We start from the raw sequence: 23,083 nt of genomic DNA, 5'->3' as shown, positions 1-23,083 counted from the left end.
CACGCCTCAGTGCTTGTCCTCCTCGGCGTGGCGGTTGCGGATCGCCCGCACCATCAGCCACATGCCGGCGATGACGAAGGGCACGGCGATGCCCGTCAGCGTCTCCGGCTTGATGGCGAGGCCGAATTCGTGGAGCGCCTTGGCGACATAGCCGAAAAGCCCGATGACGTAGTAGGAGATCGCCGCGACCGACAGGCCCTCGACGGTCTGCTGGAGGCGCAGCTGGAGTTTCGCGCGGCGGTCCATGGAATTGAGCAGCGTCGTGTTGAGCTGTTCCAGCTCCACGTCGATCCAGCTTCGCAGCAGCGCCGTCGCGCGGGCGAGCTTTCGCGAAAGGTTCGCCTGCCGCTCCTCGACGGACTGGCAGGTGCGCATGGCGGGCGCAAGGCGCCGCTCCAGGAAGAAGCCGAGCGTCTCGTAGCCGGGCACGGCCGTCTCGGCCAGCGTGCGGATGCGCTCCTGCACGATGCCGTAATAGGCGCGGCTCGCGCCGAAGCGGTAGAGGCTGAGGGCGGCGTTCGCCTCCAGCTCGGCGGCAAGGCGGGTGATCTCGGTCAGGAGCTCGTCCGCCTTGTCGCGGGCGTGCTGCTTCATGGCGTTGGTGATGCCCGTCAGGCCGTCCTCGATGCGGCGGATGTCCGGGGAGAGCGACTGGGCGAGCGGCAGGCCCATCATGGCGAGCGTGCGGTAGGTCTCGATGTCGAGCAGGCGCTGGACGAGCGCGCCGCGCCCGGCCTCCGTCATGCCGCGGTCGATGACGAGGATCGGCGTCAGCCCGTCGCCGTTCTGGCGAAAGTCGGTGACGATGATCGCCTGGCCGTTCTTGATCTCGCTGTAGCAGAGGCTCGTCGGATCGAAGGTGGCGATGGCTTCGCGCGTCTCCATCGTGTCGGGACGGATTTCCAGACGGATACCGGAGATCAGCGTGCCGGGCGGGGAGAAGCTGTCGCCGAAGGGATGGACGGGGACCTCGGCGCCGAATTTTTCCGGCACCGGCGCATCCCAGAAATAGGTGGAGAACTCCGTGTGCCGCTCCCAGCGGAGCGTGCCCTGCCCCCAGCTCAAGACATGGTGGCTGGAATCGCGGCCGGGCGGGGAAATGCCGCGCGAGCGCGACAGCTCCGCCATCACGGCATGGTCGACCGCCGAGCCGCCCTCCGTGAGGAAGGCAAGCTGGAAGATGACGCGCGGCGACGGCACCAGCGCATACGGCCTTGCGTGAATTTCCCCAAGCGCCTGCGCACGCGCGCTCGCCTGCGGAAAGGCGAAACTGCCCTTTGCCATGCGGCATCGTCCCCCTCATGATGCAACAGCACATCCTTAACAAATGTCAGGCCGGTTCAGATAGGGCGCATTGACGCAGCAAGCGGAAAACGCACGGCTTTCCGCGCGGCCCACCGAGTGGACAAGATTATTGACCAGTTTCCGGCCGCCTTGCTAAACTTCCGCGCGTGACCGACAGCGCCTTCGACCTCTTTTCCCGCATCAGCCACAGCCGGACCTCGGACGAGGTCGTGCGGCAGATCGAGCTTCTGCTCCTGGAGGGCATTTTGCGCGACGGCGACCGGCTGCCGGGCGAGCGCGAGCTTTCGCGCCGCTTCGACGTCTCGCGGCCGATCCTGCGCGAGGCGCTGAAGGAGCTGGAGAACCGCGGGCTCCTCGTCAGCCAGCATGGCGGAGGCACCTATGTCGCCGACATCATCGGCCAGGTCTTCTCCCGCCCCGTGGTCGACCTCATCGCCCGCCACCAGCGCGCGACGGAGGATTATATCGAATACCGCCGCGAGCTGGAGGGCATCACCGCCGAGCTCGCGGCCCGCCGGGCGACGGACTACGACCGGCAGATGCTGGCGCGGATCATGGAGGCGATGCGCGCGGCCCATGCGGAAGGCTCCTTCGACGCGGAGCTTGAGACGGACGTGGAGCTGCACAACGCCGTGGGCGAGGCCGCGCACAACATCGTTCTGCTGCACACGCTGCGGGCCTGCTACCGGCTGCTGGCGCAGGGGATCTTCTTCCACCGCCACCTCGTCTTCTCCTCCGAGGAGGCGCGCGGGCACCTGCTCTCCCAGCACGAGGCGATCTACGCGGCGATCATGGCGGGCGACGGGCCGGCGGCGCGCGCGGCCGCGCAGGCGCACATGGACTACATCGCCGCCGCCATCCGCCAGGCCGAACGCAGCGGCGAATGGCAGCGGATCTCGCAGCTTCGCATGCAGAAGCGCGGCCTTCCCCCGCAGGCCTGACTTGCGCCGCAAATCTCGCGCAAGCAAGATGGCCGATAACAGTCATATACGCTTTCATATACGCTTTCCCACGAAGGACCGAAGACCGCCTTGAACATTCTCAACCGCATCGTCAGCGACGTCCAGCTCATGTTCCGCCGTCCCGTGCGCGAGCAGTACGGCGCGCTGTGCTACCGGCTGAGGAAGAAGGACGGGCCGGCGGTCGAGGTGCTGCTGATCACCAGCCGGGACACGGGCCGCTGGGTCATTCCCAAGGGCTGGCCGATGGACGGAAAGAGCGCCTGCGCCGCCGCCGCGCGCGAGGCGTGGGAAGAGGCCGGCGTCAAGGGCGCCGTCTCCCCGCAGGCCGCCGGCAGCTACCGCTACAGGAAGGGCCTGCCGCATGGGCTCAAGGTCGATTGCCGGGTGCGCGTCTTCCCGCTCGCGGTCGATGATCTCTGCAAGGACTTTCCGGAAAAGGACGAGCGGCGCGCGGAATGGGTGACCTGCGCCGAGGCGGCGGAGCGCGTGCAGGAACCCGGCCTCAAGGCCCTCCTCCTCGCCTTCGAGCGGCAGGTCCTCGCCGGGCAGGCGTCCGCCGCGAAAAACGGCGCGGGCAGCGCCTGACGAGCCGTTTCATATTGCCGCCCGGGCCGGGATTCTGTAGTCCCTTCGGTGAAACCGGAGCAGCATGAATGCCGAATTCTCAGGTCCAGCTTCGCAAGCCGACGCTGGACAAGGACCTCGAAAAACTCACCTTCACCGAGCAGGCGACGCAGTTCGTGCTGCGCTCGTGGACGGGCGTGGGCATTTCCCTGGTCTTCCTGCTGATCGCCACGGCCATTGCCGGCAGCTTCGCGGTCGGCACGTCCGGGGTGACGATCATCGCCGTGACGGCGGCGCTCGCCGCCTACATGGCCATGAACATCGGCGCCAACGACGTGACGAACAATGTGGGCGCGGCCGTCGGCGCGCGGGCGATGAGCATGGGCGTGGCGCTCGTCATCGCCGCGATCTTCGAGATCGCCGGCGCGCTGCTTGCCGGACAGGGCGTCGCCGAGACGGTGGCCTCCGGCATCGTCGACCGCTCGATCTTCCCGAATCCCGAGACCTTCGCCTGGGCGATGATGGCCGCGCTCGTCTCGGCGGCGTTGTGGATCAACATCGCGACGCTCGCCAACGCGCCGATCTCCACCACGCACGCCATCGTCGGCGGCGTCATCGGCGCCGGTGCGGCAGCGAGCGGCCTTCACAGCGTCCAGTGGGAAGCCATCGCCGTCATCGTCATAAGCTGGACAGTCTCGCCGATCCTCGGCGGCATCATCGCCGCCGCCTTCCTCTTCTTCATCAAGGAATTCATCGTCTACCGCGACGACAAGGTGGCGGCGGCGCGGACCTGGGTGCCCGTGCTCGTGGCGCTGATGGGCGGTTCCTTCGCCGCGTTCCTCGCCAACGGCGGCACCAACGGCTTCTACAGCCTGCCCTTCGGCGAGGCGATGCTGATCGGCCTTGCCTTCGGCATCGTCACCTATGCCGTCACCCGCCCCATCGTGCGCCGCCATGCCGAAGGGCTCGACAACCGCAACCAGTCGCTGCGAACGCTCTTCCGCATCCCGCTGATCTTTTCCGCGGCGCTCCTTTCCTTCGCCCACGGGGCGAACGACGTCTCCAATGCCGTCGGCCCGCTCTACGGCGTCGTTTCGGCGCTCGGGACGGCGGGCGCGGCGACGATCCCGCTCTGGGTGATGGTCATCGGCGCCTTCGGCATCTCGCTCGGGCTCCTGCTCTTCGGCCCGCGCCTCATCCGCATCGTCGGCAGCGAGATCACCAAGCTCAACCCGATGCGCGCCTTCTGCGTGGCGCTCTCCTCCGCCGTCGCGGTGCTGACGGCCTCGGCCTTCGCCATTCCCGTCTCCTCGACGCATATCGCCGTCGGCGCCGTCTTCGGCGTCGGGCTCTTCCGCGAATGGTACACCCGCAATTCCCGGCGGAGGCTCGACTATATCCGCAGCCGCGGCAACCGCGTCGCGCCGGAAGAGGAACCGGCCAACCCGGACGAGACGCGCCGGCGCTACCTCGTGCGCCGCTCGCATTTCATGACGATCGTCTCGGCCTGGATCGTGACGCTGCCCGTCTCGGCGATCCTGTCGGCCCTCGTCTTCGTCATCCTCGACGCGCTCTTCACCTGAAGGACGGACCATGCGTGCCAACTACCGGATGCAGCGCCTCTTCATCGATGCCGGCCTTGCCGAGGGCGAGCCCGTCGAGGCCTCGAAGGAGCAGTTCCACTACCTTGCCAACGTGCTGCGCATGGCGGAGGGCGATGCCGTGCTCGTGTTCAACGGACGCGACGGCGAGTGGCGCGCGGAACTCTCCTTCCCGACCCGCAAGCGCCTTCTCCTGACGCCCACGGAAGAAACCCGGCCGCAGCCGGCGCCATCCGACCTCCACTACCTCTTCGCGCCACTGAAGGTCGGCCGGCTCGACTATCTCGTGCAGAAGGCGGTGGAGATGGGCGCGGGCCTGCTCCAGCCCGTCATGACGCAGCATGTGCAGGGCAAGATCAACAGCAACGAGCGGCTGGAAGCGAACGTCGTCGAGGCGGCGGAACAGTGCGGCATCCTGTCCATCCCGCGCGTCGCGCCGCCGCGCAAGCTGGAGGACCTGCTTGCCGACTGGCCGCGCGAGCGGCGCATCGTCTTCTGCGACGAGGGCCACGGCAGCCAGAACCCGCTGCCGGCGCTTGCCGCCATCACGGAGCGCAAGCTCGCCCTCCTCGTCGGCCCCGAAGGCGGGTTTTCCGACGAGGAGCGCACGCTCTTGCGCAGCCTCGATTTCGTGACGCCCATTCCGCTCGGTCCCCGCATCCTGCGCGCCGATACGGCGGCGGTCGCGGCCATGGCCGTCATCCAGGCGGCGATCGGCGACTGGACATAAGATGCGGCGAAAAGTCGAACGGGTTTTTTTGAACCTGCCTTGAAAGGAATTCGCTTGCACCGCATCTAATTCCGGTCCAAGCACCCTTCCAAGGCCCGGTCTTCAGCCGGGCACCATCCGTTCAGAAGAAGACGCCCATGGCCCGTGATACCACCGACCAGACGCCGATCCGCTCGCTTGCGGACATGGCGGAATACCTCGCCGCCGGCTGCAAGCCGAAGGAGAAATTCCGCATCGGCACCGAGCATGAGAAATTCGTCTTCTTTACGGCGGACAACAGCCCCGTCCCCTATTTCGGCGAGGCCAGCATCTCGGCCCTCTTGAACGGCATGCGCGGGAAGACCGGCTGGGACCCGATCATGGACGGCGAGAACATCATCGGCCTTGCCGAGCCGTCCGGCATGGGCGCGATCTCGCTGGAGCCGGGCGGCCAGTTCGAGCTTTCCGGAGCGCCGCTCGAAAACCTGCACCAGACCTGCAAGGAATCCAACCAGCACCTTGCCACGCTGCGCGAGGTCGCCGAACCCCTCGGCATCCGCTTCCTCGGCATGGGCGGCAGCCCGAAATGGACGCTGGCCGAAACGCCGCGCATGCCCAAGAGCCGCTACGACATCATGACCCGCTACATGCCGAAGGTCGGCACCAAGGGCCTCGACATGATGTACCGCACCTGCACGATCCAGGTGAACCTCGACTTCTCCTCCGAGGCCGACATGCGCCGCAAGATGCAGGTCTCGCTGAAGCTGCAGTCGCTGGCGACCGCGTTCTTCGCTTCCTCGCCCTTCACCGACGGCAAGCCCAACGGCCTTCTCTCCTGGCGCGGCGACATCTGGCGCGACACGGACAATGCCCGCTCCGGGCTCATCCCCTTCGCCTTCGCCCCCGATTTCGGCTTTGCCGACTATGCCGAATGGGCGCTCGATGTGCCGATGTACTTCGTCGTGCGCGACGGCAAGTACCGCGACTGCACGGACATCACCTTCCGCCAGTTCATGGCCGGTGCGCTGAAGGGCAAGATCGCCGACTGGGAACCGAACCTCGGCGACTGGACGAACCATCTGTCCACCCTCTTCCCCGACGTGCGCCTCAAGCGCTTCCTGGAAATGCGCGGGGCGGACGGCGGCCCGTGGCGGCGCATCTGCGCGCTGCCCGCCTTCTGGGTCGGCCTTCTCTACGACGACGGCGCGCTCGATGCCGCCGAGCGGCTGACGCGCGACTGGACCGTCGCGGAGGTCTCGGCGCTGCGCGACGCCGTGCCGGCGCAAGGCCTCAAGGCCGAATTCCGCGGCAAGCCGCTGTTCGACATCGGCCGCGCGGTGCTTGCGATCTCCCACCAGGGCCTTGCCGCCCGTGCGAAGGTCAACGGCGACGGCGTCGACGAGACCGTCTTCCTCGCCCCGCTCGAAGAGGTGCTGGCCAAGAAGGCGACGCTCGCCGAGGACATGCTGGCGCTCTATGAGGGCCGCTGGAACCGCTCGGTCGAGCCGGTCTTTTCCGAATACCAGTACTGAGCCGCCCTGAAGAAAGCGGTTTGCGCGGCCGAAATTCCCGTTATAGTGCAATCACATGCCTGCAAACGGGAGACGGCCATGCTTTCGCTTTACGAGATGATGATGCAGGCCCAGAACGGCAATGCCGTCGAGGCGATGGCGCGGCAGTTCGGCCTGGCGCAGGAACAGGCGGCCAAGGCCGTGGCCGCGCTGATGCCGGCCTTTTCCGAGGGCTTCAAGCGCAACGCCGCCAACCCCTATGACCTCGCCGCCTTCATGAAGGCGCTGACGACGGGCGAGCACGCCAAGTATTTCGAGGATATCGGCAAGGCCTTCACGCCGCAGGGCATGGCGGAGGGCAACGGCATCCTCGGCCATCTCTTCGGCAACAAGGAGGTCTCCCGCGCCATCGCCGCGCAGGCCGCACAGATGACCGGCATCGGCCAGGAGATCTACAAGCAGATGCTCCCCGTCATGGCGAGCGCGCTGATGGGCGGCCTCTTCAAGCAGACGCTCGCACCGTTCTTCCCGGGCGCCGGGACGGGCACGACGTCCGCCAATCCCTTCGCCGACATGATGCAGCAATGGGCCGAGGCGACGGGCTTTGCGAAGAAGCCGGAGCCGGCCAACCCCTTCGACAATCCCTTCACGCAGGCCGCGCAGGAATTCTTCGGCACGAAGAAGGAAGCGCCCGCCAACCCCTTCACCGACAATCCCTTCGCAAAGGCCTTCCAGGACATGATGGCCGGCATGGCGGGCCAGCCCGCGGCGGCGGAAAAGCCGGACGCACCGGAAGGAACGCCGGCGGATTCGCTGAAGACCCTCGTCAACACGATGTTCGACACGGGGCTGGAGATGCAAAAGGACTACCAGCGCAACATCGAGACGATCTTCGAGACCATGCAGGGCGGCCCGAAAGCCTGAGACGAAAAAGCCCGACGCGGACCTTGGGAGTCGCACGCCGGGCAAGCGGCAGGGCTATTGGCTCTCACCCTGCGGGGAAGTGGGACGTCGCCCCGGGAGGTAGGGCGGCGCCGCGGGAAATCAATCCATGCGGCCGGTGCGCAGGTGGCGGCGGGCCCTTTCGCGCGAGACGATGGTCAGGTGCAGGCCGGCATCGGCGACGAAGGCGGCCGAGCGGACATCCTGGATATCGCTGCGGCACAGGCCCATGTCGAAGAGCTGGTGATCGTCGAGCTCGCTGAGGCGGTTGACGGCGCGGCGGTTCTGCCATGCGCGAACAAACTTGTAAGCCCCGTTGCGGACGCGCTCGAAGAGGCCGGGGGCCGCACGGCGCGTTGCGGGCGCGTCGATTTCCATTCTGCGGTCGATCATGCGCATGGCATTTCTCCTTTCCGGCCCGGCGATCCACCATGCTGCGGTGGGGTTTCGCGCGATGCCCGTAATCGTATGCCGCCCGCAGGGACGGGCGACTGCTCAAGGTCTGGTGCAAGAAGAGCCGCCCACCGGGAGGTCGGGGCGAAGCGGCAGATCCCGTCGAACGGTTTCCGTAGGGACAATCGTTCAACAATCCCTTTTTCGCAGAAAGCCATTGATCAGTCCAACGAATGTTTCTAATAGTATCGATCAAACAATCTTATGAGTATCGCCATGTCCGCTCCGTTAGACATCGACCAGCTCCAGACCTTCGTCGCGATTGCAGATACGGGAAGTTTCACGCGGGCCGCCGAACGGGTCTTCAAGACCCAGTCGGCCGTCTCCATGCAGATGCGCCGGCTGGAAGAACGCATCGGCAAGCAGCTTTTCATGAAGGACGGGCGCGGCAACCGGCTGACCGCCGAGGGCGACCGGCTGCTCAACTATGCCCGCCGGATGCTGCGGCTCAACAACGAGGCCATCGCCGCCTTCGACGACAACCGCCTCGAGGGCCTGCTGCGCATCGGCACGCCGGACGACTATGCCGACCGCTACATGCCGGAAATCATCATGCGGTTCGCCAAGACACATCCCAATGTCGAACTGTTCATCGTCTGCGAGCCCTCGGTGGACCTTGCCGAGAAGATGGCCAAGGGCGAGCTCGACATCGCGCTCGTCACCCACAATCCGCGCCAGCGCCAATCCGACGTGGTGCGCACGGAGCCGCTGTGCTGGGTGATGTCGGCGAACCATCCCCTGCCGGAAAACGCCCCGGTGCCGCTCGCCGTCGGCCGGCGCGACTGCCAGTGGCGGCAGATCGCCTGCGCGGCGCTCGATTCGGTCGGGCGCGACTACCAGGTGCTGTTCACGAGCTGGTCGTCCACCGTCGTCGCGGCGGCGGTGATGGCCGGCATGGCGGTCTCGGTGCTGCCGGAATCGGCGCTCCGGCCCGGCATGAAGGTGCTGACGCAGGCCGACGGCTTTCCGCCGCTCGCCCCGGTGCAGATCGGCATCATGCGGCGGCCGGGCCTCTCGCCTTCGCTCTCCAACGCCATCACCAGCCATATCAGCGCGTGCCTCGACAACATCACGCCGCTGACCGCCGCCGACGACCTGCCCGAGGCGGAAGTGAAGGTCTTCCCCCGCATCCCGCGCCTGCGGCCCAACCAGATCCTGCCGGGGTGGTGAGAGGGACCCGACGGGAAAGCGCCTTGGCCATTCCCCTACCCGCTCCCGCTATTGAGGATTGCCCCTCACCCTAACCCTCTCCCCGCAAGCGGGGAGAGGGGACGTGCCCTATGAACGGATTTTGCCTGGGGAAAGGGGCGCGGCATACCCCCTTCGCCCCGCTTGCGGGGAGAAGGTGCCGGCAGGCGGATGAGGGGCGCGGGAGGAGGATCAGCCGCCCGTGCCTTTCCATCCGTTGCTAAATTTTGTGACAGTGGAAATCTATCCCGGTAACATCCGTCCCGTTCAGTTTATATCCGAATATGCTCAATGTATTATAGACTTCCCCGTAAATCTTCCCACTTCCGCCATCAGCGAAAACGTCTGCCTTTGCCGAATAATAATAGCCCGCGCCATCCTCGTTGATAGTAAGCATTACCGATCTTATCTCGATCTTCTTCGGCTCGATATCGCATAAATCAGCGACGGTTCTTGCAAAAGCGGAACTCGCATCCATCTGAGCTGAACGGTAGTCGTATTTACGCTTCCCAACGCCGGCATATGAAGAAAATAAAATCAGGATCGGTAGCGAGGCAAAAATGACGGCTTTTCTCATTTACTTTCAAGCGCCCGGCTGTCGGGGAGACGTCCACCGCAAAGGACGCCACCCGTATCATGTGATCTCATATTAAATAGTTTCCCCCGATGAACTTTTCTCCCGCCGCCCGCATGAGGCGATCCGTTGCTGCGAGGTTGGAGACGCCCTCTCCTACCGATCACCCGATATTCTTCTTCAGAAACGCCACCGTGCGCTGCCAGGCGAGGTCGGCGGCGGCCTTGTCGTAGCGGGCGGCGGAGGTGTCGTTGTTGAAGGCGTGGTTGACGCCGTCGTAGACGTGAATCTCGAAGGTCTTGCCGTTTTCCTCCAATGCCTTGCGATAGGCGTCGATCCCCGCATTGATGCGCTCGTCGAGGCCGGCATAGTGCAAGAGCAGCGCCGCCTTGATGGCCGGCACGTCCTTTGCGGGCGGCTGCGCGCCGTAATAGGCGACGGCCGCCTTGAGATCCGGCGACTTCGTGGCGAGGCGGTTGACGAGGCCGCCGCCCCAGCAGAAGCCGATCGCGCCCACCTTGCCGTTCGCCCCGTCGAGCCCCGCAAGGAACTGCAGGCTGGCCTCGGCGTCGGCGACCGTCACCGCCGGGTCGAGCTTGCCGATCATGTCGCGGGCCTTGTCCTCGTCGTCCGGCGTACCGCCGGAGGGCGAGAGGAAATCGGGCGCGAGCGCGATGAAGCCTTCGAGCGCCATGCGGCGGGCGACATCGCGGATATGCGGGTTGAGGCCGCGGTTCTCGTGGATGACGACAACGCTGCCGAGCGGCCCCGTCTCGTCCTTCGGGCGGACGAGGTAGCCCTTCATCTCGCCGGAACTGCCGCCATAGACGACATCGCGGGCGTTGAGGCGCGCGTCGTCCGCAGCGATCATCTCGGCGCTTGCGGAACTGGCGGCCAGCAGGGGCGCGATGGCCGCGGCGGCCGCGCCCGATCCGGCCAGCGCCGTCAGGCGCTCCATGAAGCGTCGGCGGTCGAGCGTCAGGTGGGTGTATTCGTCATAGGCATCGATCATCGCCTGCGTGATCTGCGACTTGTCCATGGCGGTTCCTCCGGTTGCCTGGCCGGAGGATAAGATAGGCCGGCCGCGGAGGGGCGCCCAACACTTCTGCGTTACCGCCGGTCAGGTGAGCGCCAGCCACACGGCAAGCCAGACCCACAGGAGGACGAGGACCAGCATTCCCGCAATGAAGAGCGGGCGCCGGTAGCGAAGGCGGTTGCTGGTGACATGCACATAGGCATGAGCATAGCGCAGCGCCACGAAGAGCCAGCCGCCCGCCACCGTCACGGGATTGTCCGCATCGACGAGATAGAGAAGGATGCTCACCGCATAGAAGAGCATCGGCAATTCGAACTGGTTGGCGATGGAATTGCGCACCAGGAGGCTATCGGCCGGCTCCTCGCGGTTTTCGCGGAACTGCTCGGGCCGCGCCCGCCCTTCCCGCACCGCCCGCATCCGGCGCGCGGACAGGAGAAGATAAAGGACGACGACCAGCGCGACATGCGCGATCATCGGCCAGATGGTGGCTTCAGTGGGAGACATGGCAATCCTTCGGCTTGTCGTTTCGACCGCATGCATAAAGCATTTCGGGGAAAAGTGGATACCGTACCGGCGACAAGCCGAAGGCGGTCCGTCCTATTGCGGCGTCAGGACTTCCGTGCCCGAGCCGTCCTTGCCGCTGATCGTCCAGGCGCCGTGCAGCGACCCGTCGTCGTTCACCTCGTAGACGACGAGGCCGACGGCATCGCCCAGCACATAGGCGGCGGCGAAGGCGTTGTCGTAAAGCATGCAGATGCCGTTGGACGTGGTCGAGCCGGTCTGCCATTCGATCGCGCAGGTCGTCTCGCTCGTCAGCGTGATCGTCGCCGTGCCGCCATAGGCCGAACCGTCGAGATTCGTGCCCTCCACGTCGTAGGTGCCGGCATTGACCGTCTGCGCCTGCGCAGGCGCGATCAGCCCCAGGCCCAGCAGGGCGCCAGCCAGTATCTTCCTCATGATGTCCCCCAGTTGGCCGGCGAGATTGCCGGCATTTCATCTTATGCGCGAAGACGAAAAAACGGAACGGGAATCAGAGGCCGCTCGAAAGCGAAAATGCCCGGCAAAGCCGGGCATTCCAGAGGGTGGCGAAGTCTTTGGCGACCTCAGACGGCGCCCGGATAATTCGGGCTCTCGCGGGTGATCGTGACGTCGTGGGCGTGGCTTTCGCGAAGGCCCGCGCCGGAGATGCGCACGAAGGTCGCCTTCTCCTGGTAGTCCTTGAGGTCCTTGCCGCCGACATAGCCCATGGAGGCCTTGAGGCCGCCGGCGAGCTGGTGCAGCACGCCCGAGACGGGGCCCTTGTAGGGCACCTGGCCCTCGATGCCTTCCGGCACCAGCTTCAGCGTGTCGCGCACTTCGGCCTGGAAGTAGCGGTCGGCCGAGCCGCGCGCCATCGCGCCGACCGAGCCCATGCCGCGATAGGCCTTGAAGGAGCGGCCCTGGTAGAGGAAGACCTCGCCCGGGCTCTCGTCCGTGCCGGCGAGCAGCGAGCCGACCATGACGGCCGAGGCGCCGGCGGCGATCGCCTTGGCAAGGTCGCCGGAGAACTTGATGCCGCCGTCGGCGATGACCGGGATGTCGGAGGCCTGCGCCGCCTCGACCGAGCCCATGATGGCGGCAAGCTGCGGCACGCCGACGCCGGCGACGATGCGGGTCGTGCAGATCGAGCCCGGGCCGATGCCGACCTTGACGGCGTCCGCGCCGGCATCGATCAGCGCCTTGGTGCCGTCGGCCGTGGCGACGTTGCCGGCCATGATGCGCACCGAGTTCGACAGTTTCTTCACGCGAGCGACGGCATCCAGCACGCGCTGGGAATGGCCGTGCGCGGTATCGACAACGATGAGGTCGACGCCGGCGTCGATGAGGCGCTCGGCGCGCTCGAAGCCGTCGTCGCCGACCGAGATGGCGGCGGCGGCGCGAAGGCGGCCCTGCGCGTCCTTCGAGGCGTTGGGGTTGAGCTGCGACTTCTCGATGTCCTTGACCGTGATGAGGCCGACGCAGCGGCCGTCGCCGTCGACCACCAGCAGCTTCTCGATGCGGTGGCGGTGGAGGAGCCGCTTGGCTTCCTGCTGGTCGACCGTCTCCTTCACCGTGATGAGGTTCTCACGGGTCATCAGCTCGTAGATCTTCTGCGACGGGTCGGAGGCGAAGCGCACGTCGCGGTTCGTCAGGATGCCGACGAGGCGGCCGGCCTTGCCCGCGCCGCCGTTCTCCACGACCGGGATGCCGGAAATGCCGTGCGCCTTCATCAGCGACAGCGCATCGGCGAGCGTGGCATCCGGGCCGATCGTCACCGGATTGACGACCATGCCGCTTTCGAACTTCTTGACCTGACGCACTTCCTCGGCCTGCTCGGCCGGCGTCAGGTTGCGGTGGATGACGCCGAGGCCGCCGGCCTGGGCCATGGCGATGGCAAGACGGCTTTCCGTCACCGTGTCCATGGCGGAGGAGAGGATCGGCAGGTTCAATTCGAAATCGTGGGCGATGCGGGTCGCGATGTTCGTCTGGCCCGGCATGACCTCGGAGTGGCCGGGTTGCAGGAGGACGTCGTCGAAGGTCAGGGCTTCGAGTCCGGTTGCCGTTTCGATGATGCGCGCCATGGGCCAAGTTCCTTTGAGGGTAAAGCTTACGCACCAAGGGGAACTTTGGGAGCTGTCCACCTCGGTCGCTTGCAAGAAATTCTTGGAAGTTGGCGAGGGCTGGTAACACGTTCATGACGGATTGGGAATAGGAAAATGGGTAGAAGTGGCTTGCCCATAAGGGCCCACGGCGATTGCCCCTCATCCCGCTGCCGCGACCTTCTCCCCGCAAGCGGGGCGAAGGGCGGTGTAGCACCGCGTTGCCCCAAGTCCCCTTCTCCCCGCCTGCGGGGAGAAGGTGCCGGCAGGCGGATGACGGGCAATCGCAGGACCGCGCCGTTCACATATCGAACTGATAACTCACCGGCACGAAGCGAAACCCCTCGCCCGCCTTTTCCGCAAAGCCGATGGCCGGGAAGGGCATGTGGTAGCCGAGGAAGGCGAGGCGGTCGGCGGCGATCATGTCGAAGACGCGCTTGCGCGTCGCTGCCGCGGCGGCCTTGTCCATGTTGAAGCGCACTTCCCAGGCCGGCCGCTGCAGCGAGAGCACGTAGTGGTTTGCGGTGTCGGCCGTCAGCATCAGCGCCCTGCCCTCCGATTCGACGCGGAAGATCATGTGGCCGGGCGTGTGGCCGAAGGCATCGTGCCCGGTGATGCCGGGCACGACCGCGCCCTCGTCCTCGATGAAGCTGAGCCGCTCGGCAAGCGGCTGCACCTTGGCGAGCACGCCCTGGTGACCCTGCTCGGCGGGCGTGCCCATGCGCTCCGGATTGACCCAGAAATCGTATTCCGTGCGGCCGGCGACGTAGCGCGCATTCGGGAAGGCCGGCTTGCCGCCTTCCATCAGCCCGCCGATATGGTCGCCGTGCATGTGGGTGAGGACGACGACGGAGATCTGGTCGGGCGTATAGCCCGCATATTTCAGGCCCTCGCGAAGCCGGCCCATGCCGGCCTGCCGCCCGCCCTCGCCCATGCCCGTGTCGAACAGCACGACCTCCGCGCCGGTATCGACCAGCGCCGGGGTGAAGCTGTTGACGAAGCTGCCCGCGGGCAGGAAATTGTCCTCAAGCAGCCTGCCCACCGCCTCGGCGGGCTGGCCGATGCCGTAGGTCTCGCCCGGATTGCCGGAGGCGCGCATGCCGTCGCGCACCGCGAGGATTCGGAAGCTGCCGAGCTTGAAGCTGCGGATCTCGATGGGGCTCATGCGCATGTCCGTGGTGTCCTCGGCGGATCGGGCAAGGGCCGGCGTGCGGGAGAACACCAGCGGGGCGGCCAATGTGCCGGCACCGGCGGCCAGAAACAAGGACCGGCGCGAGATCGTGGAAGGGTCGTCCATGGCTCTTTCCTCTTTCGTGACGGCGCCGTCGGCGGCGCGATGCCACGGTTCCATCTAGGGCACGCGTGCGGCGCGGGCACGCCCGCATCACGGGCTTGTGATGGCGGCGGCAAATCCTCGCGGTTTGACAGATCGCGGCAAGGGGCGCAGAAGACGGGCCGGCCCGCACGGGGCCGCGGACCCGATTTGCCGATGAACCGTCTCGTACCCCTCATCCTGGCCGTCGCGCTCTTCATGGAGCAGATGGATTCCACGGTGATCTCCACCTCGCTGCCGGCGATCGCCGCCGACCTCGGCGTGGGGCCGATCACGCTGAAGCTGGCGCTGACGGCCTACATGGTCTCGCTCGCCACCTTCATTCCGCTCTCCGGCTGGATGGCGGACAGGTTCGGGGCAAAGCGCATCTTCCGCCTCGCCATCCTCGTCTTCATCGCGGGCTCCATCCTCTGCGCGGTGGCCAACAGCCTCGTCGCCTTCGTCGTCTCGCGCTTCCTGCAGGGCATGGGCGGGGCGATGATGACGCCCGTGGCGCGCCTTGTTCTGGTGCGCAGCACCTCGCGCTCCGAGCTCGTCTCGGCCATGGCGCTCCTGACCATTCCCGCCCTCGTCGGCCCGCTTGCCGGCCCGCCGCTCGGCGGCTTCATCACCACCTATTTCTCCTGGCACTGGATCTTCCTCGTCAACGTGCCGGTCGGCATCGTCGGCTATATCCTGTCGGGCATCTACCTACCGGAAATCCGCGCCGCCGCGCCGCCGCCGCTCGACTGGCTCGGCTTCTTCCTGAGCGCGATCGCCGCCTCCGGCACCATGTTCGGCCTTTCCGTCGTCAGCCTCCCGGCGCTGCCGCCGATCATCGGCGTCGTCGCCACGGCCGTCGGGCTCCTCTGCGGCGTGCTCTATGTCCGCCATGCCCGGCGCCATCCGACGCCGCTGCTCGACCTGAAGCTCTTCCGCGACAGCGCCTTCCGCGCCGCGGCCATCGGCGGCACGCTGTTCCGCATCTCGGTCGGCGCCGTGCCGTTCCTGATGCCGCTGATGCTGCAGGTCGGCTTCGGCCTCTCGCCCTTCCAGTCCGGCCTCGTCACCTTCACCGGCGCGATCGGCGCGATCACCACCAAGGTCATCGCAAAGCGCGTGCTGGTCTTCGCCGGCTTCCGCACGACGCTGCTCGTCGCCAGCGTCTGCGGAGCGGCGCTGACCTTCGTCAACGGCCTCTTCACGCCGTCAACGCCCTTCTGGTTCATGGCGGGCGTGCTGCTCGTCGCCGGCTTTGCCCGCTCCTTCTTCTTCACCAGCGTCAACGCGCTCTCCTTCGCCGACATCCCCGATGCCGACGCCAGCAAGGCGACCTCGATGAGCGCGGTGCTCCAGCAGATCAGCCTGGCGCTCGGCGTGGCGGTCGCCGGCTCCATCCTGGAGATCGAGAACGCGCTGACCGGCACCGGGCTGGAACTGAAGGATTTCCAGATCGCCTTCATGGTGATCTCGGCCCTGACGCTCACCGCCATCCTTCCCTTCCTCGCCATGGCAAAGAACGCCGGCGCCTCCGTCTCCGGCCATCGCATGGCGATGCAGCGGGAGGAAACGGCAGCGGTGAAGTAGACAGGTTGAAGGGGGAGCGCGGGCTATTCCGCCCTCTCGCACACGGCGACGAGCTTGTTGCCGTCGTGGTCGCGGATGAAGGCGGCGTAGAAGCTGGCATGGAAGGGGCGCAGGCCCGGCGCGCCTTCGTCCGTTCCGCCCGCGGCAAGGGCGGCGGCATGGAAGGCGTCGACGGAAGCGCGCGTCGGCGCGTCGAAGGCGATGGTGACGCCGTTGCCGAAGGTCGCCAGCTCCCGGTTGAAGGGTTCCACCACCCAGAAGCGGCAGCGCACGTCCTCGTCCGCCGCATAGCCGATCTCGCCCGGCGCCTGCTTCTGCCGGCGATAGCCGATGAGCGGCAGCACGGCATCGTAGAAGCGGCCGGCGCGTTCGAGATCGTTGGTGCCGACGGTCGTGTAGAGCAGCATCAGGCTTCCTCGTCCGCCGGCTCTGCCTCTTCCCGGGCCTTGCGGCCCTTGAAGCCCTTGGCGAGCAGGAACATCTCCACCGATTCGGCGCGCGAGGCGCCGGGCTTCACATGGATGACCTGCCGGAAATTCTGCTTGAGCAGGTTGAGGAGGTCGCGTTCCGTGCCGCCCTGGAAGGTCTTCGCGAGAAAATGCCCGCCCTCGGCCAGCACCTCGATGGCGAAATGCGCGGCGACCTCGCACAGATGCATGGTGCGCAGATGGTCCGTCTGGCGGTGGCCGGTGGTGGGCGCGGCCATGTCGGAGATGACGAGGTTGGGCGTGCCGCCGACCGCCTCGATCAGCTTTTCCGGAGCCTCGGGATCGAGGAAGTCCATCTGGAGGATGGTGACGCCCGGCAGCGGGTCCATCTCCAGGAAGTCGATGGCGGCGACGCGCGGGTCGGCATCCGTCGAATCGGTCACCTTGGCGGCGATCTGCGACCAGCTTCCCGGCGCCGCGCCAAGGTCGATGATGCGCCGCGCGCCGGAAAGGATATTGTGCTTCTCGTCGATCTCCAAGAGCTTGAAGGCCGCGCGGGCGCGATAGCCCTCGAGCCTCGCGCGCTGCACGTAGGGATCGTTGATGTGGCGCTCCAGCCAGCGGCGGGAGGAGGCCTTGAGCTTCGTCTTCTTGACCTTCTGGCCGAGCTTGCGGCCGGTGCGGTTACCGCCGATGGGGGGCTTGGTCATCACGCCTGTCCTTCGGGCTTTGCCGGGTTGCGGTGGCCGCCGCGATGGTTGCGGCGATGGCGGCCGCGGCGCCAGACGCCGTCATCGGCCATCATGTCCGTGAGCAGGCCTTCCCGCAAGCCGCGGTCGGCGACGCGCATGCGGCGCGAGGGCCAGCGCTTGCGGATCGCCTCCAGGATGGCGCAGCCGGCAAGCACGAGGTCCGCCCTGTCCGGCCCGATGCAGGGATTGGCCGCGCGGGCCGAAAAATCCCAGGAGAGCAGGCGCGCCTGCATGGCCGTCACTTCGTCATCGGAGAGCCACACGCCGTCGACCCGGCGGCGGTCGTAGCGCGGCAGGTCGAGGTGGACGCCCGCAAGCGTCGTCACGGTGCCGGAGGTGCCGATGAGGTGGAAGTCCTCCGGCGCATGGACGACATCGCCGGGGCAATCGAAATTCGCCAGCATGCCTTCGACTTCCGAGACCATGCCCGCAAAGCTCTCCGGCGTCACGTCGCGCCCGCCATGGCGCTCGGAGAGCGTGACGACGCCGACCGGAAGCGAGGTCCAGTGGGTGATGTGGTTGGCAAGGCGGCTGGAGCGGTTCTCGCCGATGCGGATGACCGCGATCTCCGACGAGCCGCCGCCGATATCGAAGAGCACGACGGATTTCGCCTCGCGCCCGACCAGCGAGGAGCAGCCGGAAACGGCAAGCCGCGCCTCGGTCTCGCGGTTGATGATCTCGAGATCCAGTCCCGTCTCTTCCTTCACGCGCTGGAGGAAGGTCTCGCCGTTCTCCGCCGCGCGGCAGGCCTCGGTGGCGATGAGGCGGGCACGGCGGATGTTGCGGTTCTTCAGCTTGGCCGCGCAGATGCGCAGGGCCTCGACGGAGCGGTCCATCGCCTCGTCGGAAAGCCGGCCGCTCGCCGCAAGGCCCTCGCCGAGCCGCACGATGCGCGAGAAGGCGTCGACGACGCGGAACTGGCCCGGCCGCGTCGGCTGGGCGACCAGCAGGCGGCAATTGTTGGTGCCGAGGTCGAGCGCGGCATAGAGCGGCGCGTCGTAGCCGTCCCGTTCGCCGCTGCGCGGCGGCGAGGCGAAATCGCGCCGGGGCTGTTCGGGCTGGTGGGCGGGCCGTGGCGGGGCGACGGGCGCGGCGACCGCGATGCCGGTCTCGGCGGCGGGCGAAGCGGCGCGTGCGGCGGCCTTGCGGCCGCGGTGCTTGCGGCGCGCCTTGTGGCCTTCGCCGTGGTGCTGGTCCTGCTGAAGCGTCTCGCGCTGGCCGACGGGCGCGAGCGGGCGCACGTTCTCGCCGCCGGCACTCCTGCCGTGCTTGCGGCGCTTGTTGCGGCGCGCGGTAGTGCCGCCGGGGACGGCCTGGGGGCGCTCGGCAAGGCCGGACGAACCGGCTGCCTGGCCTGCGGACGGCTGGGCGGCAGAGGGACTCATGGCGCCCTTCTGCTTTCCCTTGCGGCGGCGCGACCGCTTCGGCCGCCCCGCATTGCCCGCATCTTGCGCCCCGGAAACGGACGGCTTTTCGCCGCTGTCGGGGTCGTTCACGTTACTGCCTATGGCGCCGCGCAAAGCTCAAATTGCTGCAAGCAGGCGCTCTCTCGATCTTCGTTGTCCCGACATTACCAGCGCCCGGCCCTTTCGCCAAATTCTTTTTGCGGCCGACCGGCGACGCCCAACCCTGCGAAACGGCCGATGCAATTTTTCCCGAAAAAACCATTTGCATCTCGCCGCCTTTTGTTTATAAGCCCGCCTCACAGGCACCGGCCCAGCCGGAACCAGCCATGCTGGGGAATAGTTCAACGGTAGAACGACGGACTCTGACTCCGTTAATCTTGGTTCGAATCCAGGTTCCCCAGCCAATTCTCCCTTCATAAGAATCAGCAGGAATATCAGCCGCTTCCGGCGACAAAATACGCTTGCACACCCTACGGATTCTCGTGGCCGCGCCCCACAACGCGAGCCATCGGCAACCGGCGCGGCAGGCCGTGTTCGGCGATGAGGCGGGGGTTTAGAATTCGAAGCGCAGCGATGCGCCGATGTTTGCGCGCCAGACGTCGTCGATCCCGTAGGGATTGATCGGCGTGACGCCGAGGTTGCCACTTCTCGTGGTGCCCGTCGCAAAGCCGCCGTTGTAGCTGAGCGCGGCGTCGAGGCCGAGGATTGCGTTTCGTGTCAGCCTGTGCCGGATCCCGGCGCCGAGCTGGGCCGCGGGGCTGACATGGGTGTGCCCGGCGATATCGGCCAGGAACAGGCCCGATGCCCCGTCCTTCTCCACCACGTCGGAAAGGGTGTTGAACGAGAGCCCCACCCCGGCCGAAGCCCTGAGGGTCGTGTCGCCGGAAAGCGCGAAATCGTAGCTGAGGTTCGCCATGACGGCGTCGCTGACGGCGGTGCCCTCGAAGCCGGAAACGATGCCGAAGGCGGGGAAGTCCACGTCCCAGTTCACGCCTCCCTGGCTGTGCCGGTAGCTGACGAATGCGGACAGGGCAGGATCGAACCTGTAGCCGATCTCGCCGCCGATCCCGACGGCGCCATGGAACTTGACGTTGCCGACCACGCCGCCGCCCGCCCAGGGCGCGCCGCCGTCCGTCGTGCCGGACGAGCCGAAGGCCGCGCCGCCGGAAAGGTCGAGGCCGGCGAAAAAACCCGTATCGTCGGCAAGGGCCGGTGCGGGGATGAAGGCGGCAACGACCGTTGCCGCAATCCAGGGTCTCGACGCCATCGCCACCTCCAGGAGCCGCCATCCCCTTCTTTTGGCAGAACATCGCCACCTCCAGGAGCCGCCATCCCCTTCTTTTGGCAGAACATGGTTAATGAAACCCTCTTTCGCACGCCAGGCGTGTGGGCCTGCCGCTTGCCTTCGCTTCGCCCGCCGCCTATGTCCTTCCGCGAAAATCAGAAGGAAAAACAACGATGTCGATGACCCGAAACCTTCTCCTCTCCGCCCTCGTCGCCCTCGCCGTCGGCGGCGGCAAGATGGCCTTCGACACCTGGCGCGGCGCGGAATGGGAGGTTTCTCCCCGGCAGATCGCCGATGCGAAGACGCAAGGAAAGGCCGGTTACGAATCGTCTCCCGGCACCGTGGCCGTGCTGCCGATCCGCAGCGAGACGGCCGATCTCCTGCCGTTCATGTGGGTGCTTTACGGCCTTGCCGCCGGCGCCGTCACCTTCATCGGCCTTCGGAAAAGGAAAGCGGCCTGAGGAAGGTATAAATCCTGCGGCCGGAGACTTGCCAGCGATTTGCTCTGCTGGCACGGTGCAACCGCACGATTCACACTTGCCGGAGGGAGAAGCCCATGGCCCACAAGTTCGAGATCTACAAGGACAAGGCTGGCGAATACCGGGTTCGCTTCAAGTATAACAGCGAAGTGATGTTCTCGACCGAGGGCTATGCGAGCAAGGCCAGCGCGCAGAACGCCATCGATTCGATCAAGAAGAACGGCCCCGGCGCGCCGGTGGAAGACAATTCGCAGGCCTGACCGGCCCCGCCCCGAAAGCCCGCCCACCGGCGGGCTTTTCTCTTTCAGAAGGTCGGCGGCGTGCAGGCGCTGATGACCTCGCAGGGCACCGGCCCGACGCAGCGGAAACGGTGCGGCCGGCGGCTCTCGAAATAATAGGCATCGCCCGGGCCGAGGATGCGGCGCTCGTCGTCCACCGTCACCTCGAGCCGGCCGGAGAGCACGATGCCGCCCTCCTCGCCGTCGTGGACCAGCGGCACCTTTCCGGTGTCGGCGCCCGGCTGGTAGCATTCTTTCAGGATCTGCAGGCTGCGGCCGAAGAGGTTGTCGCCCACCTGGCGGTAGGAAATGCCGCCCTTGCCGATCTCCGTCAGCTCGTCCACCCGGTAGAAGGCCTTCTTCGGGCGGTCGGGCTCGAAGGCGAAGAATTCGGCAAGCCCGATGGGGATGCCGTCGAGGATGCGCTTCAAGGCCCCGACCGAGGGATTGGAGGCGTTCGATTCGATCAGCGAGATCGTCGAATTGGTAACGCCCGCGCGTTTGGCGAGCTCGCGCTGGGAGAGATTGTGGGCCATGCGCAGGTGGCGCAGCCTGCCCCCGATATCGACGGACATGACATCCTCGTGTTCCAGATGTTCGAAATAGCGAAAATCGCCTCTCCCATATCCTTTCTTTTCAAACGTTTGGCGTCAACAAGAAAAGGACTTGTTCGCTTTGACAAATCATGGCGTCAATCATTTTAACGAGAGGAGTTCTGCCATGAACGTTCACAACAAGCCCAACGCACCGGTGCTCGACAGCTACTGGATGCCCTTTACCGCCAACCGCCAGTTCAAGGCCGCGCCGCGCCTGCTGGCCGCCGCCGAAGGCATGTATTACACCAGCGCCGACGGCCGGCAGGTGCTCGACGGCACGGCGGGCCTTTGGTGCGTCAATGCCGGGCACGGGCGCCGGCAGATCGCCTCCGCCGTCGAGCGGCAGTTGACGCAGATGGATTTCGCGCCCTCCTTCCAGATGGGCCATCCCATCGCCTTCGACTTTGCCGAGCGCCTCGCCGAGATCGCGCCCGGCCCGGAAGGCGCCAAGCTCGACCGCGTGTTCTACACGGGTTCCGGCTCCGAATCGGTCGACACCGCGCTGAAGATCGCCATCGCCTACCAGCGCGCCATCGGCCAGGGCACGCGCACGCGCCTCATCGGCCGCGAGCGCGGCTATCACGGCGTCGGCTTCGGCGGCATCTCGGTCGGCGGCATCGTCTCCAACCGCCGCGTCTTCCCGCAGCTTCCCGGCTCCGACCACCTGCGCCACACGCACGACCTTTCGAAGAACGCCTATGTGAAGGGCCAGCCCGAGCATGGCGCGGACCTTGCGGACGATCTGGAACGGCTCGTCGGCCTGCATGGCGCGGAAACCATCGCGGCCTGCATCGTGGAGCCCGTCGCCGGCTCAACGGGCGTGCTGATCCCGCCGAAGGGCTATCTCGAAAAGCTGCGCGCGATCTGCGACAGGCACGGCATCCTTCTCATCTTCGACGAGGTCATCACCGGCTTCGGCCGCCTCGGTGCCGCCTTCGCCACCGATTATTTCGGCGTGACGCCGGATATCGTGACCACCGCCAAGGGGCTGACCAACGGCGCGATCCCGATGGGCGCGGTCTTCTCCAGCCGCAAGGTGCACGACGCGCTGATGCAGGGCCCGGAAAACGCCATCGAACTCTTCCACGGCTACACCTATTCGGGCCATCCGGCAGCCTGCGCGGCGGGTCTCGCCACGCTCGACATCTACCGCGACGAGGGCCTGTTCACCCGGGCTGCCGACCTGCAGGACGACTGGCATGAGGCGATGCACTCGCTGAAGGGCCTGCCGCACATCATCGACATCCGCACGATCGGCCTCATCGCCGGCATCGAGCTTGCCCCGCGCGAAGGCAAGCCGGGCGCGCGCGCCTACGACGTCTTCGTCGATTGCTTCGAGAAGGGCCTGCTCATCCGCGTCACCGGCGACATCATCGCCTTCTCGCCGCCGCTGATCGCCGAGAAGAAGCACTTCGAGGATATCGTCTCGATCCTCGGCGATGCATTGAAGCGCGCCGCCTGACCTTTCCTCGCTTGAAAACGCTGTTATATCTGGGC

Annotated in this window: 24 protein-coding genes and 1 tRNA gene; 12 read left to right on the top strand and 13 right to left on the bottom strand. The window is 66.5% G+C overall.

Annotated features, from left to right (window positions below):
• Positions 1-6: 6 nt before the first annotated feature.
• Positions 7-1,284: a DUF3422 family protein gene (locus HNQ66_RS21935; protein WP_184146787.1), complete on the bottom strand. Its 1,278-nt coding sequence runs from the start codon at positions 1,282-1,284 to the stop codon at positions 7-9.
• A gap of 167 nt (positions 1,285-1,451) precedes the next feature.
• Between HNQ66_RS21935 and HNQ66_RS21930 the strand changes: the two genes are divergently transcribed.
• The 6 genes from HNQ66_RS21930 (at position 1,452) to HNQ66_RS21905 (ending at position 7,576) form a co-directional block, all read left to right on the top strand.
• A complete protein-coding gene (locus HNQ66_RS21930; RefSeq protein WP_184146785.1) occupies positions 1,452-2,246 on the top strand; it encodes an FCD domain-containing protein in 795 nt (264 codons plus the stop codon).
• Positions 2,247-2,336: 90 nt separating this feature from the next.
• Entirely contained in the window at positions 2,337-2,852 is a 516-nt protein-coding gene (locus tag HNQ66_RS21925; RefSeq protein WP_184146783.1) for an NUDIX hydrolase, read from the top strand.
• Positions 2,853-2,920: 68 nt separating this feature from the next.
• Positions 2,921-4,414 carry an inorganic phosphate transporter gene (locus HNQ66_RS21920; RefSeq protein WP_184146781.1) on the top strand — a complete coding sequence of 498 codons (1,494 nt, stop codon included), beginning with the start codon at positions 2,921-2,923 and terminating at the stop codon, positions 4,412-4,414.
• A gap of 10 nt (positions 4,415-4,424) precedes the next feature.
• The gene (locus HNQ66_RS21915; RefSeq protein WP_184146779.1) at positions 4,425-5,162 is read left to right on the top strand and encodes a 16S rRNA (uracil(1498)-N(3))-methyltransferase; all 738 of its coding nucleotides are present in this window, start codon (positions 4,425-4,427) and stop codon (positions 5,160-5,162) included.
• Positions 5,163-5,299: 137 nt separating this feature from the next.
• The gene (locus HNQ66_RS21910) at positions 5,300-6,673 is read left to right on the top strand and encodes a glutamate--cysteine ligase (protein ID WP_184146777.1); all 1,374 of its coding nucleotides are present in this window, start codon (positions 5,300-5,302) and stop codon (positions 6,671-6,673) included.
• Between the two features lie 78 nt (positions 6,674-6,751).
• On the top strand, positions 6,752-7,576 hold the full coding sequence (locus HNQ66_RS21905; protein WP_184146775.1) for a DUF937 domain-containing protein: 825 nt from the start codon (positions 6,752-6,754) through the stop codon (positions 7,574-7,576).
• A 120-nt stretch (positions 7,577-7,696) separates the two neighbouring features.
• On the opposite strand, the gene HNQ66_RS21900 is transcribed toward HNQ66_RS21905, so the two are convergent.
• Positions 7,697-7,987 (bottom strand): DUF1127 domain-containing protein, encoded by a 291-nt coding sequence (locus HNQ66_RS21900; protein ID WP_184146773.1) that lies wholly within the window; start codon positions 7,985-7,987, stop codon positions 7,697-7,699.
• 276 nt (positions 7,988-8,263) lie between these two features.
• On the opposite strand from HNQ66_RS21900, the gene HNQ66_RS21895 reads away from it, so the two are divergent.
• Positions 8,264-9,217: a LysR substrate-binding domain-containing protein gene (locus HNQ66_RS21895; protein ID WP_184146771.1), complete on the top strand. Its 954-nt coding sequence runs from the start codon at positions 8,264-8,266 to the stop codon at positions 9,215-9,217.
• A gap of 238 nt (positions 9,218-9,455) precedes the next feature.
• Here the strand turns inward: HNQ66_RS21895 and HNQ66_RS21890 are convergent, their stop codons facing one another.
• The 6 genes from HNQ66_RS21890 to HNQ66_RS21865 form a co-directional block, all read right to left on the bottom strand.
• The gene (locus HNQ66_RS21890) at positions 9,456-9,812 is read right to left on the bottom strand and encodes a hypothetical protein (protein WP_184146769.1); all 357 of its coding nucleotides are present in this window, start codon (positions 9,810-9,812) and stop codon (positions 9,456-9,458) included.
• A gap of 160 nt (positions 9,813-9,972) precedes the next feature.
• Positions 9,973-10,848 carry a dienelactone hydrolase family protein gene (locus tag HNQ66_RS21885; RefSeq protein ID WP_184146767.1) on the bottom strand — a complete coding sequence of 292 codons (876 nt, stop codon included), beginning with the start codon at positions 10,846-10,848 and terminating at the stop codon, positions 9,973-9,975.
• 81 nt (positions 10,849-10,929) lie between these two features.
• A complete protein-coding gene (locus tag HNQ66_RS21880) occupies positions 10,930-11,349 on the bottom strand; it encodes an MAPEG family protein (RefSeq protein WP_184146765.1) in 420 nt (139 codons plus the stop codon).
• Positions 11,350-11,442: 93 nt separating this feature from the next.
• Positions 11,443-11,802 (bottom strand): hypothetical protein, encoded by a 360-nt coding sequence (locus tag HNQ66_RS21875; protein WP_184146763.1) that lies wholly within the window; start codon positions 11,800-11,802, stop codon positions 11,443-11,445.
• 146 nt (positions 11,803-11,948) lie between these two features.
• Complete coding sequence (gene guaB, locus HNQ66_RS21870; RefSeq protein WP_184146761.1) at positions 11,949-13,445, bottom strand: IMP dehydrogenase; 1,497 nt, start codon at positions 13,443-13,445, stop codon at positions 11,949-11,951.
• 319 nt (positions 13,446-13,764) lie between these two features.
• On the bottom strand, positions 13,765-14,760 hold the full coding sequence (locus tag HNQ66_RS21865; protein ID WP_184146759.1) for an MBL fold metallo-hydrolase: 996 nt from the start codon (positions 14,758-14,760) through the stop codon (positions 13,765-13,767).
• A gap of 192 nt (positions 14,761-14,952) precedes the next feature.
• Here HNQ66_RS21865 and HNQ66_RS21860 point away from each other — a divergent pair, with 192 nt between their 5' ends.
• The gene (locus HNQ66_RS21860; RefSeq protein WP_184146757.1) at positions 14,953-16,362 is read left to right on the top strand and encodes a DHA2 family efflux MFS transporter permease subunit; all 1,410 of its coding nucleotides are present in this window, start codon (positions 14,953-14,955) and stop codon (positions 16,360-16,362) included.
• Between the two features lie 23 nt (positions 16,363-16,385).
• On the opposite strand, the gene HNQ66_RS21855 is transcribed toward HNQ66_RS21860, so the two are convergent.
• Genes HNQ66_RS21855 through HNQ66_RS21845 form a run of 3 tightly spaced genes read right to left on the bottom strand, consistent with a single transcriptional unit; the run spans position 16,386 to position 18,927 of the window.
• Positions 16,386-16,769, bottom strand: a complete 384-nt coding sequence (locus tag HNQ66_RS21855) for a VOC family protein (RefSeq protein ID WP_184146755.1) — start codon at positions 16,767-16,769, stop codon at positions 16,386-16,388.
• Positions 16,769-17,500: an RlmE family RNA methyltransferase gene (locus HNQ66_RS21850; protein ID WP_184146753.1), complete on the bottom strand. Its 732-nt coding sequence runs from the start codon at positions 17,498-17,500 to the stop codon at positions 16,769-16,771. Before HNQ66_RS21850 ends, HNQ66_RS21855 begins: the two co-directional genes overlap by 1 nt.
• The gene (locus tag HNQ66_RS21845) at positions 17,500-18,927 is read right to left on the bottom strand and encodes a Ppx/GppA phosphatase family protein (RefSeq protein WP_184146751.1); all 1,428 of its coding nucleotides are present in this window, start codon (positions 18,925-18,927) and stop codon (positions 17,500-17,502) included. Before HNQ66_RS21845 ends, HNQ66_RS21850 begins: the two co-directional genes overlap by 1 nt.
• A gap of 351 nt (positions 18,928-19,278) precedes the next feature.
• Between HNQ66_RS21845 and HNQ66_RS21840 the strand changes: the two genes are divergently transcribed.
• Positions 19,279-19,352: transfer RNA gene (locus HNQ66_RS21840), tRNA-Gln, on the top strand.
• Between the two features lie 149 nt (positions 19,353-19,501).
• On the opposite strand, the gene HNQ66_RS21835 is transcribed toward HNQ66_RS21840, so the two are convergent.
• Positions 19,502-20,215, bottom strand: a complete 714-nt coding sequence (locus HNQ66_RS21835; protein ID WP_184146749.1) for a hypothetical protein — start codon at positions 20,213-20,215, stop codon at positions 19,502-19,504.
• A gap of 191 nt (positions 20,216-20,406) precedes the next feature.
• Between HNQ66_RS21835 and HNQ66_RS21830 the strand changes: the two genes are divergently transcribed.
• A complete protein-coding gene (locus tag HNQ66_RS21830; protein ID WP_184146747.1) occupies positions 20,407-20,694 on the top strand; it encodes a hypothetical protein in 288 nt (95 codons plus the stop codon).
• Positions 20,695-20,789: 95 nt separating this feature from the next.
• Positions 20,790-20,972, top strand: coding sequence for a YegP family protein (locus tag HNQ66_RS21825; RefSeq protein WP_184146745.1), 183 nt, complete (start codon positions 20,790-20,792; stop codon positions 20,970-20,972).
• Between the two features lie 44 nt (positions 20,973-21,016).
• Here HNQ66_RS21825 and HNQ66_RS21820 read toward each other — a convergent pair whose 3' ends face one another.
• Complete coding sequence (locus HNQ66_RS21820; protein ID WP_184146743.1) at positions 21,017-21,565, bottom strand: cupin domain-containing protein; 549 nt, start codon at positions 21,563-21,565, stop codon at positions 21,017-21,019.
• 145 nt (positions 21,566-21,710) lie between these two features.
• Here HNQ66_RS21820 and aptA point away from each other — a divergent pair, with 145 nt between their 5' ends.
• Positions 21,711-23,048 (top strand): omega-aminotransferase AptA, encoded by a 1,338-nt coding sequence (gene aptA / locus HNQ66_RS21815; protein ID WP_184146741.1) that lies wholly within the window; start codon positions 21,711-21,713, stop codon positions 23,046-23,048.
• Positions 23,049-23,083: the final 35 nt, after the last annotated feature.

The sequence above is a fragment of the Shinella fusca genome, from assembly GCF_014203155.1.
In the GTDB taxonomy this organism is placed as follows: Bacteria; Pseudomonadota; Alphaproteobacteria; order Rhizobiales; family Rhizobiaceae; genus Shinella; species Shinella fusca.
The sequence above is the reverse complement of the archived record's forward strand: the minus strand, read 5'-3'. Positions and strand labels throughout refer to the sequence as shown.

Bases quoted from the DNA above. Each gene is read 5' to 3' on its own strand.
- HNQ66_RS21935 (WP_184146787.1), bottom strand. From the start codon at position 1,284: ATGGCAAAGGGCAGTTTCGCCTTTCCGCAGGCGAGCGCGCGTGCGCAG.
- HNQ66_RS21920 (WP_184146781.1), top strand. From the start codon at position 2,921: ATGCCGAATTCTCAGGTCCAGCTTCGCAAGCCGACGCTGGACAAGGAC.
- HNQ66_RS21915 (WP_184146779.1), top strand. From the start codon at position 4,425: ATGCGTGCCAACTACCGGATGCAGCGCCTCTTCATCGATGCCGGCCTT.
- HNQ66_RS21910 (WP_184146777.1), top strand. From the start codon at position 5,300: ATGGCCCGTGATACCACCGACCAGACGCCGATCCGCTCGCTTGCGGAC.
- HNQ66_RS21905 (WP_184146775.1), top strand. From the start codon at position 6,752: ATGCTTTCGCTTTACGAGATGATGATGCAGGCCCAGAACGGCAATGCC.
- HNQ66_RS21900 (WP_184146773.1), bottom strand. From the start codon at position 7,987: ATGATCGACCGCAGAATGGAAATCGACGCGCCCGCAACGCGCCGTGCG.
- HNQ66_RS21895 (WP_184146771.1), top strand. From the start codon at position 8,264: ATGTCCGCTCCGTTAGACATCGACCAGCTCCAGACCTTCGTCGCGATT.
- HNQ66_RS21890 (WP_184146769.1), bottom strand. From the start codon at position 9,812: ATGAGAAAAGCCGTCATTTTTGCCTCGCTACCGATCCTGATTTTATTT.
- HNQ66_RS21885 (WP_184146767.1), bottom strand. From the start codon at position 10,848: ATGGACAAGTCGCAGATCACGCAGGCGATGATCGATGCCTATGACGAA.
- HNQ66_RS21880 (WP_184146765.1), bottom strand. From the start codon at position 11,349: ATGTCTCCCACTGAAGCCACCATCTGGCCGATGATCGCGCATGTCGCG.
- HNQ66_RS21875 (WP_184146763.1), bottom strand. From the start codon at position 11,802: ATGAGGAAGATACTGGCTGGCGCCCTGCTGGGCCTGGGGCTGATCGCG.
- guaB (WP_184146761.1), bottom strand. From the start codon at position 13,445: ATGGCGCGCATCATCGAAACGGCAACCGGACTCGAAGCCCTGACCTTC.
- HNQ66_RS21865 (WP_184146759.1), bottom strand. From the start codon at position 14,760: ATGGACGACCCTTCCACGATCTCGCGCCGGTCCTTGTTTCTGGCCGCC.
- HNQ66_RS21860 (WP_184146757.1), top strand. From the start codon at position 14,953: ATGAACCGTCTCGTACCCCTCATCCTGGCCGTCGCGCTCTTCATGGAG.
- HNQ66_RS21855 (WP_184146755.1), bottom strand. From the start codon at position 16,769: ATGCTGCTCTACACGACCGTCGGCACCAACGATCTCGAACGCGCCGGC.
- HNQ66_RS21850 (WP_184146753.1), bottom strand. From the start codon at position 17,500: ATGACCAAGCCCCCCATCGGCGGTAACCGCACCGGCCGCAAGCTCGGC.
- HNQ66_RS21845 (WP_184146751.1), bottom strand. From the start codon at position 18,927: ATGAGTCCCTCTGCCGCCCAGCCGTCCGCAGGCCAGGCAGCCGGTTCG.
- HNQ66_RS21835 (WP_184146749.1), bottom strand. From the start codon at position 20,215: ATGGCGTCGAGACCCTGGATTGCGGCAACGGTCGTTGCCGCCTTCATC.
- HNQ66_RS21830 (WP_184146747.1), top strand. From the start codon at position 20,407: ATGTCGATGACCCGAAACCTTCTCCTCTCCGCCCTCGTCGCCCTCGCC.
- HNQ66_RS21825 (WP_184146745.1), top strand. From the start codon at position 20,790: ATGGCCCACAAGTTCGAGATCTACAAGGACAAGGCTGGCGAATACCGG.
- HNQ66_RS21820 (WP_184146743.1), bottom strand. From the start codon at position 21,565: ATGTCCGTCGATATCGGGGGCAGGCTGCGCCACCTGCGCATGGCCCAC.
- aptA (WP_184146741.1), top strand. From the start codon at position 21,711: ATGAACGTTCACAACAAGCCCAACGCACCGGTGCTCGACAGCTACTGG.